This is a genomic window from Sphingomonas sp. GW821-FHT09E03 (assembly GCF_059416225.1).
Genome location: NZ_JBWKOS010000004.1, coordinates 55,329 through 72,614, shown reverse-complemented (window position 1 = coordinate 72,614; position 17,286 = coordinate 55,329). Strand labels below are relative to the sequence as shown.

Here is a 17,286-nt window from a genome sequence, read left to right as displayed (position 1 = left end):
TTCTGTAACAACCCGAAAGCGTGACACTTGGCCGACGAGACGACCCTCGCCGAACCCTCCGATATTTCGACGATCTCCATCGTCGATGAGATGAAATCGAGCTATCTCGATTATGCGATGAGCGTGATCGTGTCGCGGGCGCTGCCCGACGTGCGCGACGGGCTGAAGCCGGTGCACCGGCGCATCCTCTTCTCGGCGCAGGAGAGCGGCTTTTTCTTCAACCGGCCCTATCGCAAGTCGGCGCGCATCGTCGGCGACGTGATCGGTAAATATCACCCGCACGGCGACAGCTCGATCTACGAGGCCTTGGCGCGCATGACCCAGGATTGGGCGATGCGGCTGCCGCTGATCGACGGCCAGGGCAACTTCGGCTCGATGGATCCAGATCCCGCCGCCGCGATGCGCTATACCGAGGCGCGCCTCGCCCGTTCGGCCAATTACCTGATGGAGGATCTCGACAAGGATACCGTCGACTTCCAGCCCAATTACGATGGCTCGGAGCGCGAGCCGCAGGTGCTGCCGGCGCGCTTTCCAAACCTGCTGGTCAACGGTGCGGGCGGCATCGCGGTCGGCATGGCGACCAACATCCCGCCGCACAATCTCGGCGAAGTGGTCGACGCCTGCCTCGCCTATATCGACAATGGCGCGATCACGATCGAGGAGCTGATGGAGATCGTGCCGGGGCCGGACTTCCCGACCGGCGCGATCATCCTCGGCAAGGCCGGCGCGCGGTCGGCGTACCAGACGGGCCGCGGTTCGATCATCGTCCGCTCGCGCTACGAGATCGAGGAAGGCCGCGGCGATCGCCGCTCGATCGTGCTCACCGAGATTCCTTACCAGCAGGGCAAGAACGCGCTGGTCGAGAAGATCGCCGAGGCCGCCAAGGACAAGCGGATCGAGGGCGTCAGCGATATTCGCGACGAATCGAACCGCGAGGGCGTCCGCGTGGTGATCGACCTCAAGCGCGATGCGACTCCGGAAGTGGTGCTCAACCAGCTGTGGCGGCACACGCCGGCACAGGGCTCGTTCCCCGCCAACATGCTCGCGATCCGCGGCGGCCGGCCGGAAACGCTCAACCTTCGCGACATCATCCAGGCTTTCGTTCAGTTCCGCGAGCAGGTCATCACCCGCCGCTCCAAGTTCGAGCTGACCAAGGCCCGCGACCGCGCGCACATCTTGCTCGGGCTGGTGATCGCGGTCACCAACCTCGATGAGGTGGTAAAGATCATCCGCGGCTCGGGCTCGCCTGCCGAGGCGCGCGCGGCCTTGCTCGCGCGGCAATGGCCGATCGCCGAGATCGCAGGCTATCTGCGATTGGTCGAGGCGGTCGAGACCGAACAGACCGGCGATACCTACCAGCTGTCCGAGACCCAGGTCCGCGCGATCCTCGACCTGCGGCTGCATCGCCTCACGCTGCTGGGCCGCGACGAGATCGGCGACGAGCTCAAGACGCTGGCTGATTCGATTGCCGAGCTGCTCGCGATCCTCGGCAGCCGTACCAAGCTCTACGCGGTGATGCGCGAGGAGCTGATCGACGTCCGCTCGATCTTCGCGACGCCGCGGCGCACCGAAATCGCGGCCTTCGCCGCCGGGATCGACGACGAGGATTTGATCGAGCGCGAGGACATGGTCGTCACGGTGACGCACCAGGGCTATATCAAGCGCACCCCGCTCGACGCCTTCCGCGCCCAGGCGCGCGGCGGCAAGGGTCGCAGCGGCATGGCGACCAAGGACGAGGATGTCGTCACCGAGCTGTTCGTCACCTCGACGCACACGCCGGTGCTGTTCTTCTCGACCCTCGGCAAGGTGTATCGGATGAAGGTGTGGCGCCTGCCGGAAGGCAGCCCGACCACGCGCGGCCGGCCGATGGTCAATTTGCTGCCGCTCGGCCCGGGCGAGACGATCTCCACCGTGCTGCCGCTGCCAGAGGACGAGGCCGAATGGGGCAAGCTCCACGTGATGTTCGGCACCGCCAAGGGCTCGGTGCGGCGCAATTCGATGGACGCCTTCACCAACGTGCCGAGCAACGGCAAGATCGCGATGAAGTTTGACGGCGAGGATGCCGACGACCGTCTGATCGGCGTCGCGCTGCTCGATGCCGGCGACGATGTGCTGCTCGCGACCCGCACCGGCAAGGCGATCCGCTTCGCCGCCGACGACGTTCGCGAGTTCCAGAGCCGCAACTCCACCGGCGTGCGCGGCATCACGCTGAAGGATGGCGACGAGGTGATCTCGGTCTCCGTGCTCCACCGCGTCGAGGCTGATGCCGAGCAGCGCGAGCAATATCTGCGTTTCGCGCCCTGGAAGGGCGAGAAGGAGGGCGAACGCACGCTCGACCAGGCCATGTACGACGACATGATGGCGCGCGAGCAGTTCATCCTGACGGTCTGCGCCAATGGTTATGGCAAGCTGTCCTCGGCCTATGATTATCGCCGCACCAATCGCGGCGGCCAGGGTATCACCAACATCGACAACATCGCCCGCAACGGACCGGTGGTGGCGAGCTTCCCGGCTGCCAAGGGCCACCAGTTGATGCTGGTGACCGACCAGGCCAAGCTGATCCGCACCACCTTGTCGTCGCTGCGGGTGATCAGCCGCAACTCGGCGGGCGTGAAGCTGTTCGACGTTGCCAAGGACGAGCATGTCGTCTCGGCAGCACGGATCGAGGAGACCGAGGGCGATGCCGAGGCGGTGCTGATCGACGATACCGCTCCCGTCACCGACGCCGCGATCCCGGACGCGACGATCGGCGAGGATCTGGCTGCAGGCCCGGAGGATGGCGAATGAGCGACGAGATGCCGACCACGGCGTATAAGGTACTGACCGCCGAGCAGATGGCGTCGCTGGAGCATGTCGGCACGTTCGCTGGCGCGCCGATCGACCTGGAGGATGGCTACATTCATCTCTCCACGGCGGAGCAGCTCACCGAGACGGTCGACAAGCATTTCTCCGGCCAGCACGATCTGCATGTCGCGGCGGTGGACCTCGGCTCGTTCGGGCAGTCGCTGAAATGGGAGCCAAGCCGCGGCGGGCAGCTGTTCCCGCATCTCTACGGCCCGCTGCTGCTGGAAACGGTGATTGCCTACGGGCCGCTTGAGCGGCTCGACGACGGCCGGGTGCGGCTGCCGGTCACCGGCTGATCCTGCGTGCCGCCCGGCCCACCGCAGCGCGGGAACGGTTGGCGGCGCGTGTCGTTACTCTTGCTTAACGACGGGAGAAAAGATCCATGAAGCATACCCTTGCACTGACGTTCGGCGCGATGATGCTGGTTCCTGTGGCAGCCCAGGCCCAGCAGGCCGCGCCGACGACCGCCGCCGCAACCCCGACCGTCGGCGCGACCATTCTCGACTCCACGGGCGTGTCGCTCGGCACGGTGGACAGCGTGACGCCGCAGGCAATCGTGATCAACACCGGCACCGCCAAGGTTCCCGTGCCGCCGACCTCGATCGGCAAGACCGACAAGGGCTTCGCGATGGCGATGACCAAGGCGGATCTCGATGCCGCCGTTGCGGGTGCCCAGGCTCAGGCCAAGGCCGCGGTCAACGCCAAGCTCGTTCCCGGCACGGCCGTGAGCACCATTGCCGGTGCGCCGCTCGGCACGATCAAGGCTGCCGACGCGCAATATGTCACGCTCACCACCGCCAAGGGTGACGTGAAGCTCCCGATCGCAGCCTTCTCGGCCAATGCGAGCGGCCAGGTGATCACCAGCGTCACCGCCGCCGATCTCGATGCGGCGATGCCCAAGACGGGTGCCGCGCCGACCAAGTAAGCGACTGCGGTTGGCAGAGAAGCTGAAGGCCCACCATCTCCCGGGAGACGGTGGGCCTTATCTGTCGTGGCACTGCCCCACGTCATCCCAGTGAAAGCTGGGAACCAGCTAGTTCCGCGATGCAGCTAGCCGATTACCCCGCAAGCGCGGCGCGCACCGCCGCGACGGCCTCGGCGGCTTTGTCGCCCTCGGGCCCGCCACCCTGCGCCATGTCGGGACGCCCGCCGCCGCCCTGGCCGCCGAGCACCGCCACCGCCGTCCGCAGCAGCTCGACCGCGTTGCGGCTGCCGGTGAGATCGTCCGTCACCCCGACCGCGACCGAGGCGCGGCCGTCGTTGACCGCGACCATCACCGCGACGCCCGAACCCATCCGCTGCTTGGCGTCGTCGATCGCGCCGCGCAGGCCCTTGGCCTCGAAGCCGTCGAGCACCTGGCCGATGAAGGCGACGCCGCCGACTTCCTCCGGCCCCGCGGACGCACCCTGCCCGCCGCCGCCCAGCGCCAGCGCCTTTTTGGCATCGGCCAGCTCGCGCTCGAGCCGGCGGCGATCCTCGACCAGCGCGAGCACGCGCGCCGGCACCTCGTCGGGCGAGGATTTCAGCGTCGCCGCCGCCTCGCGCAATTTGTCGTCGCGGCTGGTGAGATAGGCGCGGGCCGCCTCGCCGGTCAGCGCCTCGACCCGGCGCACGCCGCTCGACACCGCGCCCTCGCCCACCACCTTGAACAGGCCGATGTCGCCGAGCGCGCCAACATGGGTGCCGCCGCACAGCTCGATCGAATAGGTCTCGCCACCATCGTCGGTGCCCATCGAGACGACGCGGACCTCGTCGCCATATTTCTCGCCGAACAGCGCCATCGCACCCTGTTCGATCGCCTCATCGGGCGTCATCAGCCGGGTGACGACGGTGCCGTTGCCGCGGATCTGCGCATTGACCGCCGCCTCGGCGTCGGCGAGCTCGGCCGCGGTCATCGCCACCGGGTGCGAGACGTCGAAGCGCAGCCGCTCGGGCGCGACCAGGCTGCCCTTCTGGGCGACATGGGTGCCGAGCCGCTGGCGCAGCGCCTCGTGCAGCAGATGCGTCGCAGAATGGTTGGCGCGGATCTGGCCGCGACGGGCGACATCGACCTGGAGGCGGACGGGATCGCCCACCTTGATGCTGCCGGCCTCGATCAGCGCGTGATGCACGAACACCCGGCCAAGCTGCTTGGAGGTCTCGCTGACCTGGGCATGAAGGCCGGCATCGTTGGTAATGGTGCCGGTGTCGCCGACCTGGCCGCCGCTTTCGCCATAGAAGGGCGTCTGGTTGACGATGATCGACACCGTGTCGCCGGTGTGTGCCTGGATGACGCGGGCGCCGTCCTTGACCAGCGCGACGACCTCGCCCTCGCCGGTGTCGGCGGCATAGCCGGTGAACTCGGTCGAGCCGCTCTCCTCGGCGATGTCGAACCACAAATCGTCGGACGCCTTGGCGCCCGATCCCTTCCACGCGGCCCGCGCGGCACGCTTCTGCTCGGCCATTGCGGCGTCGAAGCCCTCGCGATCGACCTGCAGATTCTGCGCGCGCAGCGCATCCTCGGTGAGATCGTAGGGGAAGCCGAAGGTGTCGTAGAGCTTGAACGCGGTCTCGCCGGCCAGCGTCGAGCCCGGCGTCATCCCCGCGGTCGCCTCGTCGAGCAGCTTGAGGCCCTTGTCGAGCGTCTGGCGGAAGCGGGTCTCCTCCTGGCGCAGCGTCGCCTCGATCAGTGGCTGGGCGCGGACCAGCTCGGGATAGGCCGCGCCCATCTCGGCGACCAGCGCCGGCACCAGCCGGTGCATCAGCGGATCCTTAGCGCCGAGCAGGTGCGCGTGGCGCATCGCGCGGCGCATGATCCGGCGCAGCACATAGCCGCGGCCCTCGTTGGCGGGCAGCACGCCGTCCGCCACCAGGAAGCCCGCCGAGCGCAGATGATCGGCGATCACGCGGTGGCTGGCCTTTTGCGCGCCCTCGGCCTGGGTGTGGGTCAGCGCGGTCGAGGCAGCGATCAGCGCCTTGAAGGTGTCGGTATCGTAATTGTCATGGACGCCCTGCATCACCGCGGCGATGCGCTCGAGCCCCATGCCGGTATCGATCGACTTCTTGGGCAGCTCGCCGGTGATCTCATTGGCTTCCTGCTCATATTGCATGAACACGAGATTCCAGATCTCGACAAAGCGGTCGCCGTCCTCGTCGGGGCTGCCAGGCGGACCACCGGGGATGTGATCGCCATGGTCGAAGAAGATTTCCGAGCACGGTCCGCACGGACCGCTGTCGCCCATCGCCCAAAAGTTATCCTTGGTGGGGATGCGGATAATGCGGTGATCGGGCAAGCCGGCGATCTTCTGCCACAGCGCGAACGCCTCGTCGTCGGTATGGTAGACGGTGGCGGTCAGCCGGTTGGGGTCGATCCCCCATTCGCGGGTGAGCAGCGTCCAGGCGTGGAGAATCGCCTGTTCCTTGAAATAGTCGCCGAACGAGAAATTGCCGAGCATCTCGAAGAAGGTGTGGTGCCGCGCGGTATAGCCGACATTGTCGAGATCGTTGTGCTTGCCGCCGGCACGGACGCATTTCTGCGACGAGGTGGCGGTGGAATAGGGTCGTGATTCCAGCTCGGTGAAGACGTTCTTGAACGGCACCATCCCGGCGTTGACGAACATCAGCGTCGGGTCGTTCTGCGGTACCAGCGGCGCCGAGGGGACGATCTGGTGGCCGGCCGATCCGAAATAATCGAGGAAGCCGCGGCGGATGTCGTTGGTCGAGGTCATGCGCGCGACTTAGGCGAGGCGGCGGGCGGGCTCAAGGGAGCGATGAGTGGTGATGTCGATCATGCCCGGCCCCCGGGTCCCGACGCCCATCCGTCATCCCAGCGAAATCTGGGATCTTCCGCGGCTAGAGCTGCACAGGGACCGCGAGAGGCCGCAGCTTTCGATGGGGTGACGGCCAGCTGGTAAGCCCCTCACCCCAGCGGCCGATCGATGCTCCGCGGCGGCTGGCTGAACCAGCGCGGGCCCTCGGCAGTCATGTGAAAGCAATCTTCCAGCCGCACGCCGAACTTGCCCGGCAGATACAGGCCGGGCTCGTCGGAAAAGCACATGCCGGGCGCCAACAGGGTCGCCTCGCCACGCACCAGGTTGACCGGTTCATGGCCGTCCATGCCGATGCCGTGGCCGGTGCGATGCGACAGCCCGGGCAGTGCGTAATCCGGGCCGTAGCCGAGCCCGGCATAATAGCCGCGGACGGCATCGTCGACGCTGCCGGCAGCGGCGCCGACCCGCGCGGCCGCGAAGGCGATCTGCTGGCCACGCGCCACCTGGTCCCACACCGTGCGCTGCGCCGTCGTCGCGGCGCCGTGCACCCAGGTGCGCGAGATGTCGGACTGGTAATCCTCCACCGTGCAACCGCAATCCATCAGCAGCAGCTCGCCATCGGCGATGCGGTGGACCTCGCGGCTGCCGTGCGGCAGCGCCGCGGCAGGGCCGATCAAGGCCAGCGCGAACTCGGGGCTACCGCCGAGCTTGCGGGTGGCGGCGTTCATCAGCGCACCGATCTGGTCGCCGGTCATGCCCTTCTCGACGCGCGGGTGGACGAATCGATAGGCGGCGAGCGTCACCTCCGTCGCCTTCTGCATCAGCGCGATCTCGGCGGGCGTCTTGATCATCCGGCAGCCGCGCACCGCCGGGTTGGCCGATACCAGCCGGGCGTCGGGGAGCGCATGGGCAAGGCCGTCGAAGGCGAAGAAACGCGTGGTCTCCTCGATGCCGATCGCACCACGGCCGAGCTTGGCGTCACGCAGGAAGCCGGCGACGACGGCGAGCGGGTCCTGATCCTCCTGCCACACCCGCACCTCGGCCGGTACGGCGAGCGTCTCGTGCACCGAGGGCTCCTCGAAGAAGGGCGTGACGATGCACGGCCGCCCCTGGACGGGGATGACGGCCGCGGTCAGCCGTTCGCTGCGCCACCAGCGCACCCCGGTGAAATAGATCATCGACGCGCCGGGCTCGATCACCAGCGCGCCGATACCGTTTGCCTTCATCAGCGCCTGCGCGCGCGACAACCGCCGCGCGCGCTCGGCGGCGTCGATCGGCACCACGCCGATGGTGAGGTCGGCGAGCCCGGCCAGGTCCGGTTCGGCGGCGCGGAGGAGGGCGCTGGAGGCGATCGGCAACGCCGCGGCGGCGGCGAGGATCGAGCGGCGGCTGAACTGGGTGAGCATGGCCGCGAGCGATACGGCGCTTGACCCGCGGCTCGCAATCCCCTTCGCTGGAAGCGAGAACGGGAGCGACGGATGGGCAAGCGCCTTACCTATTACATTCTGGCGGCGCTGGTGGCGGGGCTGGTGGTCGGCTGGGCGATCAACGCCGGGATCGACGATGGCAGCGCGGCATCGGCCGAACGGCTGACCGCGATCGGCGGCTGGCTGTCGATCGTCACCACGGTGTTCCTGCGGCTGATCAAGATGATCATCGCGCCGCTGGTGCTGTCGACGCTGGTGGTCGGCATCGCGCACATGGGCGATACTGGCGCGCTGGGGCGGGTCGGGCTGAAATCGCTTGGCTGGTTCATCGGCGCCAGCCTGCTTTCGCTCACCCTCGGGCTGATCCTGGTCCACCTGCTGCAGCCAGGAGTGGGGCTCAATCTGCCGCTGCCGCCGGTCACCGAGGCGAGCGGGATCGATCGCGCCGCCTTCGATCCAGCCAAATGGGTCGCGCATGTGGTGCCGCAATCGATCTTCGAGGTGCTGGCGACCAACGAGATCCTGCCGATCGTGGTGTTCTCGGTATTCGCCGGCGTCGCCATGGCGGCGGTCGGCGAGCGCGCGCAGCCGCTGGTCCGCGCCGCCGAGGCGCTGGTCGCGGTGATGCTCAAGATCACCGATTACGTAATGCGCTTCGCGCCGCTCGCGGTGTTCGCGGCGGTGGCGGCGACGCTGACCGAGCAGGGCCCGGGCGTGATCCTGCGGCTCGGCTATTTCATGTTCAGCGTCTACGTCGGCCTCGGGCTGCTATGGGCAATGCTGATCGCGCTCGGCTTTGCCGTGGTTGGCGGGCGGATGGCGCAGCTGGTGCGCTATATCCGCGATCCGGCGCTCGTCGCCTTCTCCACCGCCTCGTCCGAGGCCGCCTTCCCGCGGACGCTGGAGGCGCTGGAGAAGTTCGGCGTGCCGCCGCGGATCGCCAGCTTCGTGCTGCCGCTCGGCTATTCGTTCAACCTCGATGGCTCGATGATGTACATGACCTTCGCGTCGCTGTTCATCGCGCAGGCTTATGGCATCCACCTCTCGCTCGGCACCGAGATCGCAATGCTGCTGACGCTGATGGTTACGTCAAAGGGCATCGCCGGGGTGCCGCGGGCCAGCCTGGTGGTGATCACCGCGACGCTCGCGCAGTTCAACATTCCCGAAGCGGGCGTGCTGCTGATCCTCGCGGTCGACCACTTCCTCGACATGGGCCGATCGGCGACCAACGTGCTCGGCAATGCGGTCGCCGCCTCGGTGGTGGCGAAATGGGAGGGCGACCTGCGCGCGCCGATTCCGCCCGAGGCGGAGCTGGCCGAGGTCGCCTGACCCGATCAGGCGTAGGCGTAGGGCCCGCCCTTGGCGAGCGCGGCCTGATAGGCCGGGCGGGCATGGATCTTGTCGAGCCATGCGATCGTCGCCGGGCGCGAGGCATCGAGTCCTGCCCGGCTGCGCGCCGCTTCGAGCGGAAAGCTCATCATGATATCGGCCGCCGACATGGCGTCGCCGGCGAACCAGCCACGCTGCGCCAGTTCCGCCTCGACATAGTCGAGATGGACGTCGATCATCGGCTGGATCTTCTTCTGCGCCGCCTTGCCGAATAGCGGCACCCGGCTCAGCACCAGCTTGGCGAACAGCGGCGGCATCAGCGAGCCTTCGGCATAATGGAGCCAGAAGCGATAGAGCAGCGCCGCCGCGCGATGCGGCGGCGGCCCGAGCCGGCCATCGGCCTTTTCGACGAGATATTCGACGATCGCGCCGGTCTCGGCGATCACCAACCCGTCGTCGTCGATCACCGGCGACTTGCCGAGCGGATGCACCGCCTTCAGCTCGCGTGGCGCCAGCATCGTCTGCCGGTTACGCGCGTAGCGCTTGACGACATAGGGCAGCCCCAGTTCTTCAAGAAGCCAGAGCACGCGCTGCGAGCGGCTGTTCTCCAGATGGTGCACGGTGATCATGGGCTCTCCTCAATTGTGCTGTGGTCGATGCGGCCAACTTGTTGCAACAACAACGTCCGAATATAGGATCGGGCGCCGCGTCCAGGATTGAGAGCACCCGCTAAGTGCCGGACCTTTAGATCAATATGGGCGTTGGGCCGGGGATGAAGCTTGCCAAACCGATGTTCGACTGGTCCAGCACCGCCGACAGCCCACTCCGCTCCGCCCTGTTCGACCGTATTGCTGCGGCGAGCTTCCCCTGCGTCGGCGCCAAGGCGGCGATGGCGAAGGGCACGCTTGAGGTGCTCAACTGCCGCAGCATCGACAGCGCGTGGGACGATCTGCGCATCCACGAGCGGCTGCTGCACTTCACTGCCGCTTATCGCCAGGATCGCGCCTTGTTCCGCAGCCTGGCGGTGATCTTCGACGGGCCCGACGATCTCAGCGAGGAAGCATTCGAGCGCGCCTTGTGGCAGCGCGTGCAGTCGATCTCCGACAAGGACGTGTGGCGCGGGCAAGCCTATGATCAGGAGGTCAGCGCCGATCCGGACAACCCTCATTTCTCGCTGTCGTTCGGCGGCGAGGCATTTTTCGTGGTCGGGCTGCACGGCAAGGCCAGCCGCCCTGCCCGTCGCTTCGAGGCACCGGTAATGGTGTTCAACCTGCACGATCAGTTCACCCAGTTGCGGGCGCAGGGCAAATATGAGACGATGCGCGAGAAGATCATGGTGCGCGACGAGGCGCTCGCCGGGTCGCGCAACCCGATGCTCGCACGCCACGGCGAGATGAGCGAAGCACGCCAATATAGCGGCCGGGTGGTCGGCGACGCCTGGGCGTGCCCGTTCCATTACAGCGGCGACGCATGACCGCGGTTCACGAGATCCCCGAGCGCAGCGGCACGGCCTTTCGCCTCGGCCGCGGTGAGACGCTGGTGGTGATCGATCCGCGCGGCGAACAAGTCGCCGATCTGCTCGCGTTCAGCGGCGAGGATCAGGGCGAGGTGATCTCCTCCGGGCGCACGCTCGACTATGCCGAGACGCTGTACCTCACCACCGGGCACAAGCTGTATTCGAACCGGTCGCGGGTGATGCTGGAGATCGTCGAGGATACGGTCGGCCGGCATGATTTCCTGCTCACCCCCTGTTCGTTCGATACCTTCCACCATTTCTACCCGACCCTGCCGCCGCACCGCGGCTGCTTCGGCAATCTCGCTGCCGCGCTCGAGCCTTATGGGATCGGCCCGGATCAGATCCCGACCGCGTTCAACTGCTTCATGAACGTGCCGATCGATGGCGAGACCGGCAAGCTCAAGGTGCTGCCGCCGATCAGCCGCGCCGGCGACCACATTTCGCTGCGCGCCGAGATGGACCTGATCATCGGGCTGACGGCGTGCTCGGCACCCGACTCGAATGGCGGCACGTTCAAGCCGATCCATTATCGGATCGAGCCGCAGGGCTGAATTGGCAGGGTCGGCAGCTGGGTGCTTAGCGCGCCCTCCGCAGCGGCACGCGACTATGCCGGGTTGCCAGCTCACGTCGTCAAAGACCCTGGCGCATGCTCTGTCGCAGGAATTTCCAGCTTCCGCTGGGATGGCCAGCCCAGGTCCCGCCCGACAGAGTCGCCCCCCAATGAAGAGGGCGCTTCGTGCGTATCAATGATCAGCCGGCCGTCCGATGGTTCTGCCGATGTGTATCCGACAACCAGACGCGTCGTCGTTCAAACCACCGCGCCGACTCAGCCTCGTTGGGCGTTACGGCGGCGCGGGATCGTGGCGACGCCGGCGATGGTGGTCATGACGGTCGCGAACATCGCCGATCCGATCAGCGCGAACATGAAGAGCTGGGGCATGGTATCTCCGGCAAGCAGGATCGCTGATCATCCAACGGCTTGCGGCCAGCTTTTCTCCCGCCCCGATCATTTATCCCGCGTTCTGCGTCCCGCCACGTCGGTATCCCGCCCCGATGCTCGCCTCGTGCTAAAAGGGCCCGCCATTGCTGGCGAGCCCCCTGCTCCATTCAACCGATCCACGCCGGATCAGCGCCGAATGGGCGTCGATCAGACATCGTCCTCGGCGTCCGGGCCGACCATCATCTCCTCGGCAACCTTCTCGGTACGCTGGCGGATGGCGCGCTCGAGCTTGTCGGCCATTTCCGGATGCTCGCGCAGATAGTTCTTCGAATTCTCGCGGCCCTGGCCGATGCGAACGCTGTCGTAGCTGAACCAGGCACCCGACTTCTCGACCAGCCCGGCCTTGACCCCGAGATCAAGAATCTCGCCGATCTTGGAAATGCCCTCGCCATACATGATATCGAACTCGACCTGCTTGAACGGCGGCGCGACCTTGTTCTTGACCACCTTGACGCGGGTGGCGTTGCCGGTGACCTCTTCACGGTCCTTGATCGCACCGGTGCGGCGGATGTCGAGCCGGACCGAGGCATAGAATTTCAGCGCGTTGCCGCCGGTGGTCGTCTCCGGATTGCCGTACATCACGCCGATCTTCATGCGCAGCTGGTTGATGAAGATCACCATACAACGCGAGCGACTGATCGAGCCGGTGAGCTTGCGCAGCGACTGCGACATCAGCCGCGCCTGCAGGCCGACATGGCTGTCGCCCATCTCGCCCTCGATCTCGGCGCGCGGCACCAGCGCCGCGACCGAGTCGACCACCAGCACGTCGATCGCGTTGGAGCGGACCAGCGTGTCGACGATCTCGAGCGCCTGCTCGCCGGTATCCGGCTGCGAGACGATCAGCTCGTCGATGTTGACCCCGAGCTTCTTGGCATAGACCGGATCGAGCGCATGCTCGGCGTCGACGAAGGCGGCAGTGCCGCCCCCCTTCTGCGCCTCGGCGATGACATGCAGCGCGAGCGTGGTCTTGCCCGACGATTCAGGACCATAGACCTCGATCACGCGGCCGCGCGGCAGACCGCCGACCCCGAGCGCGATGTCGAGCCCAAGCGAGCCGGACGAGATCACCTCGACCTGCATGGTTTCCTTGGCGCCGAGCTTCATCGCCGAGCCCTTGCCGAAGGCGCGGTCGATCTGCGCAAGCGCGGCGTCTAGCGCCTTCTGGCGGTCTGCGTTGGCTGTTGCCATGCCGTTATCGATCACTTTCAGATTGGCGGCCATTGGGAGCCTCCCCTGCTAGAGCATGCGCGCGCCCACGGCAACGCGTTGGTTACCATGTATATGGTTTGTTCTGCAGGAACAAGAGGGGAACGCGGCGATTATCCGCGTACGGCTCAGGCCAGCGCGGTCGCCAGCGTCCACCAGCCGCGCCGCTCGGCCTGCGCAGCCACGGCAGCGGCGGCCGCCGCGGACTCGAACAGCCCGAAACAGGTCGCGCCGGATCCCGACATCCGCCCGAGCAGCACCCCCGGCGCGGCATCGAGCAATGCACGCACCTCGCCGATCACCGGCGCCAGCGCCCGCGCCGGCGGCTCGAGATCGTTGCGACCGGCGCGGGCACGGGCGAGCAGGTCGCCGTCGGGAAGGCCACCACGATCGGTCCCGTCCCAGCCGGCGAACACCGGTGCGGTCGACACCGCCACGCCCGGGTTGATCAGCAGCAGCGGCGTGCCCGACAGCCCGTCGAGCGGCTGCAGCGTCTCGCCCTTGCCGGTCCCCAGCGTTGTCCGCCCCACCAGGCAGGCGGGCACATCGGCGCCGAGCTGCTCGGCGATCGCGAACAGCCCGGGATCGTCGAGCGCGACGCCGTGGAGCCGAGCCAGCGCGCGCAGCGTCGCCGCGGCATCCGCGGATCCGCCGCCGATCCCCGAGGCGATCGGCAGGCGCTTGTCGAGCACGATACGATGCGCCTGGGCGATGCCGAAGCGGTCAACGAAGCGCGTCGCGGCACGCGTCACCAGATTGTCGCCCGGCCCGGCGAGCGCGGCGGCGAACGGGCCGGTGATGGCGAAATCATCGGCCTCGGCCAGCTCGACCGTGATCGCGTCGCCGTCGCGGGCGAAGGCGAACAGCGTCTCGAGCTCGTGATAGCCATCGGCGCGGCGGCGGCGGACGTGGAGCGCGAGGTTGATCTTCGCGGGGGCAGCTTCAACGATCATGGGATGGCAGGCCGGTCTCTATTCTGGCGGTGAGGCGGGGTTGGTCGTCGGGGCCGGCGGTGAGCGCGGCGGCGCGCCAGGCATAGCGCGCCTCGTAGCGGCGCCCCAGCGTCCAATACAAGTCGCCGAGATGCTCGGCGATTTCGGGGTCGGCCGGTTCGCCGATTGCGGCCCGCTCGATCATCGGCAGCGCCCGGCCGTCGTCACCGGCCAGATGGTAGACCCAGCCAAGCGAATCGACGATCGCCAGATTGTCCGGCAACAGGGCATGGGCACGCTCGAGCATCGCGGTCGCCGCGGCCATGTCCTCGCCCCGCGTCGCGGAGGCGTAGCCGAGATAGTTGAGCGCGAGCGGCTGGGATGGCCCGAGCGCCACCGCGCGACGCAGCGCGGCCCGCGCGCCGGGCCAGTCGCCGGCCTGTTCCAGCGCGCCGCCATATTGGACAAAGGCCGCCCACTGCCCGCCGGGCTCGACCTGGTCGGTCACGCGGCGATACCAGGGTGCCGCCTCGGCATAACGGCGCGCCGCGACCAGCCGATCGGCATAGCGCTGCCAATCGTCGGCACTGCCATCGGGATCGGTCGCGCGGGCGCGGGCGAGATCGAGCGCCTCGGCATCGCGGCCCGCATTTACCAGGATCATGATCCGCCCCGCCACCGCCGGCGCCTGGAACGGGCTCGACGGCGCGACGCCCGCCAGCACGCGCAGCGCGGCCTCAGTCGCGCCGCCGCGGGCGAGTGCCTGGCCGAGCAGCAGCCGCGCACGATCGTTGCCGGGATCGGCGACCAGCGCCGCGCGCGCGAGGCCGAGCCCCAGCGGCGACGCGCGCTGGTCGAGCAGGTCGGCGCCCAGGCTCGCGAACAGGCGCGACACGGCGAACCCGAGCGTCGGCCTGGCCCCCTTGCTGGTCCGCATCGCCATCAGCACAGGGTCGTCGAGCGTGAGCAGGCTGCGTGCCTCGGCCGCATCGCCGACGCCGAACAGCAGCTGCGCCGCGGCGGCGCGCAGGTCGTTGCCCTCGGCGCCGCGAGCCTGCGCGAGCACGGCGGCGCTTCCGCCGGTGACGTCACCGCGGGCGATCAGCAGCAGCCCGCGCTGTTCGGCGGCGACATGGCTGGCGATCGGGTCCCTGCCTGCCGCAGCAAGCGGCGCCAGTGGATCGCTGCCGCGCGCGAAGGCGATCCAGCCGCGCAACGATGGCGACAGCACTCGCAGCGCGCCCTTGTCGAGCCCGGCGGTGGCAGCCTCGACCCCGGCGACATCGCTGCGCGCGGCCGCCTCGGCGAGGCCGAGCAGCGGCAGGTCTGGCGCCGCCTCCGCCTCGCCGGCCAGCATCCCGGCCGCGCGCGCCGCCAGCCGCAGATCCCCCGCCGCCATCGCCTGGCGATAGGCACGATCGGCCACAGCCAGATTACCCGGTGCCGCGGCCAGCGCCACCGCATAGCCGGCGGCGGCGCGGTCGATCTCGCCGTCGGCCTCGGCGGCGCGCGCCTTGAGATAGGCCGCCACGCCATCGCGCGCCGCCGGTACGGGCAACCGCGTATCGGCGGCGACCGGGGTCGCCGCGACGCTCAGCACGGTGGCGAGGAGAAGCAGCTTACATGTTGGGGTAATTGGGGCCTCCACCACCCTCCGGCACCACCCAGTTGATGTTCTGGGTGGGATCCTTGATGTCGCACGTCTTGCAGTGGACGCAATTCTGGGCGTTGATCACGAACCGGGGCTCGTCGGTGTCCTGCCCCACCACCTCGTAAACGCCGGCCGGGCAATAGCGTTGCGCCGGCTCGTCGTACATCGGCAGATCATAGCCGATCGGGATTGACGCATCCTTGAGGGTGAGGTGGACCGGCTGGTCTTCCTCGTGGTTCGTATTGGACAGGAACACCGATGACAGGCGATCGAAGGTGAGCACGCCATCGGGCTTGGGATAGACCGGCGGCGTAGCGAGATCCTTGCGCCACAGGCTCTCGTGATCGGGATGATGCTTCATGGTGAACGGCATCTTGAGGCCGAAATGCTCGAGCCACATGGTGACGCCGGCCAGCCCGGAGCCGACGAAGTCGCCGAACCGCTTCACCAGCGGCACGACGTTGCGAACGATCGACAGCTCTTTTTTCACCCAGCTCGCATCGAACGCCTCCGGATAAGCCACCAGCTCGTCGCTCTGCCGCTGCGACAGGACCGCCTCCACCGCCGCCTCGGCCGCCATCATCCCGCTCTTCATCGCGGTGTGGGTGCCCTTGATCCGCGGCACGTTGAGGAAGCCGGCGCTGTCGCCGATCAGCGCGCCGCCCGGGAACACCAGCTTGGGGATCGACTGCAGCCCGCCATCACTGATCGCGCGCGCGCCATAGGAGACGCGCTTGGCGCCCTTGAGCAGCGCGGCGATCTCGGGATGGGTCTTCCACTTCTGCATCTCGCTGAATGGCGACAGATAGGGGTTGGTGTAGTTCAGCCAGGTGACGAAGCCGAGGCTGACCTGGCCGTTGGCCTGGTGGTACAGCCAGCCGCCGCCATTGGCGTCGTCGCCGAGCGGCCAGCCCTGAGTGTGGATGACCCGGCCGGGCTGATGGAGCGCAGGATCGATGTCCCACAGCTCCTTGATGCCGAGCCCGTAGACCTGCGGCTGGGCATCGCGCGCGAGATCGAAGGTGCGGATCACCTCCTTGGTGAGATGCCCGCGACAGCCCTCGGCGAAGAAGGTGTATTTGGCATGGAGCTCGAGCCCGGGCTGGTAGTCGGGTTTGTGGGTACCGTTGCGCGCGACGCCCATGTCGCCGGTGGCGACGCCCTTCACCCCGCCGGCCTCGTCGAACAGGATCTCGGCGGCTGCGAACCCCGGGAAGATCTCGACGCCGAGCTCCTCCGCCTGCCCGGCGAGCCAGCGGCACAGGTTGCCGAGGCTGCCGGTATAAGTGCCCTTGTTGTGGAGGAACGGCGGTGTCCACAGATGCGGCAGCACCGTCTTCTTCCGCTCGGTCAGCACCCAGTGGAGGTTCTCGGTCACCGGCACCTCGGCGAGCGGACAGGTTTCGCGCCAGGCGGGCAGCAGTTCGTCGAGGCTGCGCGGGTCGATCACCGCACCCGACAGGATGTGCGCGCCGACCTCCGACCCCTTTTCCAGCACGCATACCGACAGCTCCGCACCGCGTTCGGCGCTCAGCTGCTTGAAGCGGATCGCGGCGGCGAGGCCGGCAGGCCCCGCGCCGACGATGACCACATCGTAGGGCATGGATTCGCGTTCGCTCATCATCGTCTCCC

13 protein-coding genes are annotated in these 17,286 nt (G+C 67.8%); 6 read left to right on the top strand and 7 right to left on the bottom strand.

Annotated elements, in window-relative coordinates:
• The first annotated feature begins 27 nt into the window (after positions 1-27).
• From gyrA to AC07M8_RS10680, 3 genes are all read left to right on the top strand, one after another.
• Positions 28-2,787, top strand: a complete 2,760-nt coding sequence (gene gyrA / locus AC07M8_RS10690) for a DNA gyrase subunit A (RefSeq protein ID WP_495174332.1) — start codon at positions 28-30, stop codon at positions 2,785-2,787.
• A complete protein-coding gene (locus tag AC07M8_RS10685; protein ID WP_495174331.1) occupies positions 2,784-3,140 on the top strand; it encodes a DUF952 domain-containing protein in 357 nt (118 codons plus the stop codon). The genes gyrA and AC07M8_RS10685 overlap by 4 nt, the downstream gene beginning before the upstream one ends.
• Before the next feature lie 86 nt (positions 3,141-3,226).
• Positions 3,227-3,769 (top strand): hypothetical protein, encoded by a 543-nt coding sequence (locus tag AC07M8_RS10680; protein WP_495174330.1) that lies wholly within the window; start codon positions 3,227-3,229, stop codon positions 3,767-3,769.
• Positions 3,770-3,902: 133 nt separating this feature from the next.
• Here AC07M8_RS10680 and alaS read toward each other — a convergent pair whose 3' ends face one another.
• Positions 3,903-6,551, bottom strand: coding sequence for an alanine--tRNA ligase (gene alaS, locus AC07M8_RS10675; RefSeq protein WP_495174329.1), 2,649 nt, complete (start codon positions 6,549-6,551; stop codon positions 3,903-3,905).
• 191 nt (positions 6,552-6,742) lie between these two features.
• Positions 6,743-7,999 carry a M24 family metallopeptidase gene (locus AC07M8_RS10670; protein ID WP_495174328.1) on the bottom strand — a complete coding sequence of 419 codons (1,257 nt, stop codon included), beginning with the start codon at positions 7,997-7,999 and terminating at the stop codon, positions 6,743-6,745.
• 72 nt (positions 8,000-8,071) lie between these two features.
• Here AC07M8_RS10670 and AC07M8_RS10665 point away from each other — a divergent pair, with 72 nt between their 5' ends.
• Positions 8,072-9,349 carry a dicarboxylate/amino acid:cation symporter gene (locus AC07M8_RS10665; RefSeq protein ID WP_495174327.1) on the top strand — a complete coding sequence of 426 codons (1,278 nt, stop codon included), beginning with the start codon at positions 8,072-8,074 and terminating at the stop codon, positions 9,347-9,349.
• Between the two features lie 5 nt (positions 9,350-9,354).
• Here AC07M8_RS10665 and AC07M8_RS10660 read toward each other — a convergent pair whose 3' ends face one another.
• Positions 9,355-9,978, bottom strand: coding sequence for a glutathione S-transferase family protein (locus AC07M8_RS10660; protein WP_495174326.1), 624 nt, complete (start codon positions 9,976-9,978; stop codon positions 9,355-9,357).
• Between the two features lie 161 nt (positions 9,979-10,139).
• Between AC07M8_RS10660 and gntA the strand changes: the two genes are divergently transcribed.
• Both gntA and AC07M8_RS10650 read left to right on the top strand, forming a co-directional pair.
• The gene (gntA, locus tag AC07M8_RS10655; RefSeq protein WP_495174325.1) at positions 10,140-10,823 is read left to right on the top strand and encodes a guanitoxin biosynthesis heme-dependent pre-guanitoxin N-hydroxylase GntA; all 684 of its coding nucleotides are present in this window, start codon (positions 10,140-10,142) and stop codon (positions 10,821-10,823) included.
• Positions 10,820-11,416, top strand: coding sequence for a DUF1989 domain-containing protein (locus tag AC07M8_RS10650; protein WP_495174324.1), 597 nt, complete (start codon positions 10,820-10,822; stop codon positions 11,414-11,416). Before gntA ends, AC07M8_RS10650 begins: the two co-directional genes overlap by 4 nt.
• Before the next feature lie 596 nt (positions 11,417-12,012).
• Here AC07M8_RS10650 and recA read toward each other — a convergent pair.
• From recA to AC07M8_RS10630, 4 genes are all read right to left on the bottom strand, one after another.
• The gene (recA, locus tag AC07M8_RS10645; protein WP_276046377.1) at positions 12,013-13,086 is read right to left on the bottom strand and encodes a recombinase RecA; all 1,074 of its coding nucleotides are present in this window, start codon (positions 13,084-13,086) and stop codon (positions 12,013-12,015) included.
• Positions 13,087-13,199: 113 nt separating this feature from the next.
• On the bottom strand, positions 13,200-14,024 hold the full coding sequence (locus tag AC07M8_RS10640) for a 4-(cytidine 5'-diphospho)-2-C-methyl-D-erythritol kinase (RefSeq protein ID WP_495174323.1): 825 nt from the start codon (positions 14,022-14,024) through the stop codon (positions 13,200-13,202).
• Entirely contained in the window at positions 14,014-15,603 is a 1,590-nt protein-coding gene (locus AC07M8_RS10635; protein ID WP_495174322.1) for a tetratricopeptide repeat protein, read from the bottom strand. Before AC07M8_RS10635 ends, AC07M8_RS10640 begins: the two co-directional genes overlap by 11 nt.
• A gap of 19 nt (positions 15,604-15,622) precedes the next feature.
• Positions 15,623-17,275, bottom strand: a complete 1,653-nt coding sequence (locus tag AC07M8_RS10630) for an electron transfer flavoprotein-ubiquinone oxidoreductase (protein WP_495174321.1) — start codon at positions 17,273-17,275, stop codon at positions 15,623-15,625.
• Between the last annotated feature and the right edge of the window lie 11 nt (positions 17,276-17,286).

Coding starts and splice junctions, on each gene's coding strand:
- AC07M8_RS10685 (WP_495174331.1), top strand. CDS start 2,784: ATGAGCGACGAGATGCCGACCACGGCGTATAAGGTACTGACCGCCGAG.
- AC07M8_RS10680 (WP_495174330.1), top strand. CDS start 3,227: ATGAAGCATACCCTTGCACTGACGTTCGGCGCGATGATGCTGGTTCCT.
- alaS (WP_495174329.1), bottom strand. CDS start 6,551: ATGACCTCGACCAACGACATCCGCCGCGGCTTCCTCGATTATTTCGGA.
- AC07M8_RS10670 (WP_495174328.1), bottom strand. CDS start 7,999: ATGCTCACCCAGTTCAGCCGCCGCTCGATCCTCGCCGCCGCCGCGGCG.
- AC07M8_RS10665 (WP_495174327.1), top strand. CDS start 8,072: ATGGGCAAGCGCCTTACCTATTACATTCTGGCGGCGCTGGTGGCGGGG.
- AC07M8_RS10660 (WP_495174326.1), bottom strand. CDS start 9,978: ATGATCACCGTGCACCATCTGGAGAACAGCCGCTCGCAGCGCGTGCTC.
- gntA (WP_495174325.1), top strand. CDS start 10,140: ATGTTCGACTGGTCCAGCACCGCCGACAGCCCACTCCGCTCCGCCCTG.
- AC07M8_RS10650 (WP_495174324.1), top strand. CDS start 10,820: ATGACCGCGGTTCACGAGATCCCCGAGCGCAGCGGCACGGCCTTTCGC.
- recA (WP_276046377.1), bottom strand. CDS start 13,086: ATGGCCGCCAATCTGAAAGTGATCGATAACGGCATGGCAACAGCCAAC.
- AC07M8_RS10640 (WP_495174323.1), bottom strand. CDS start 14,024: ATGATCGTTGAAGCTGCCCCCGCGAAGATCAACCTCGCGCTCCACGTC.
- AC07M8_RS10630 (WP_495174321.1), bottom strand. CDS start 17,275: ATGAGCGAACGCGAATCCATGCCCTACGATGTGGTCATCGTCGGCGCG.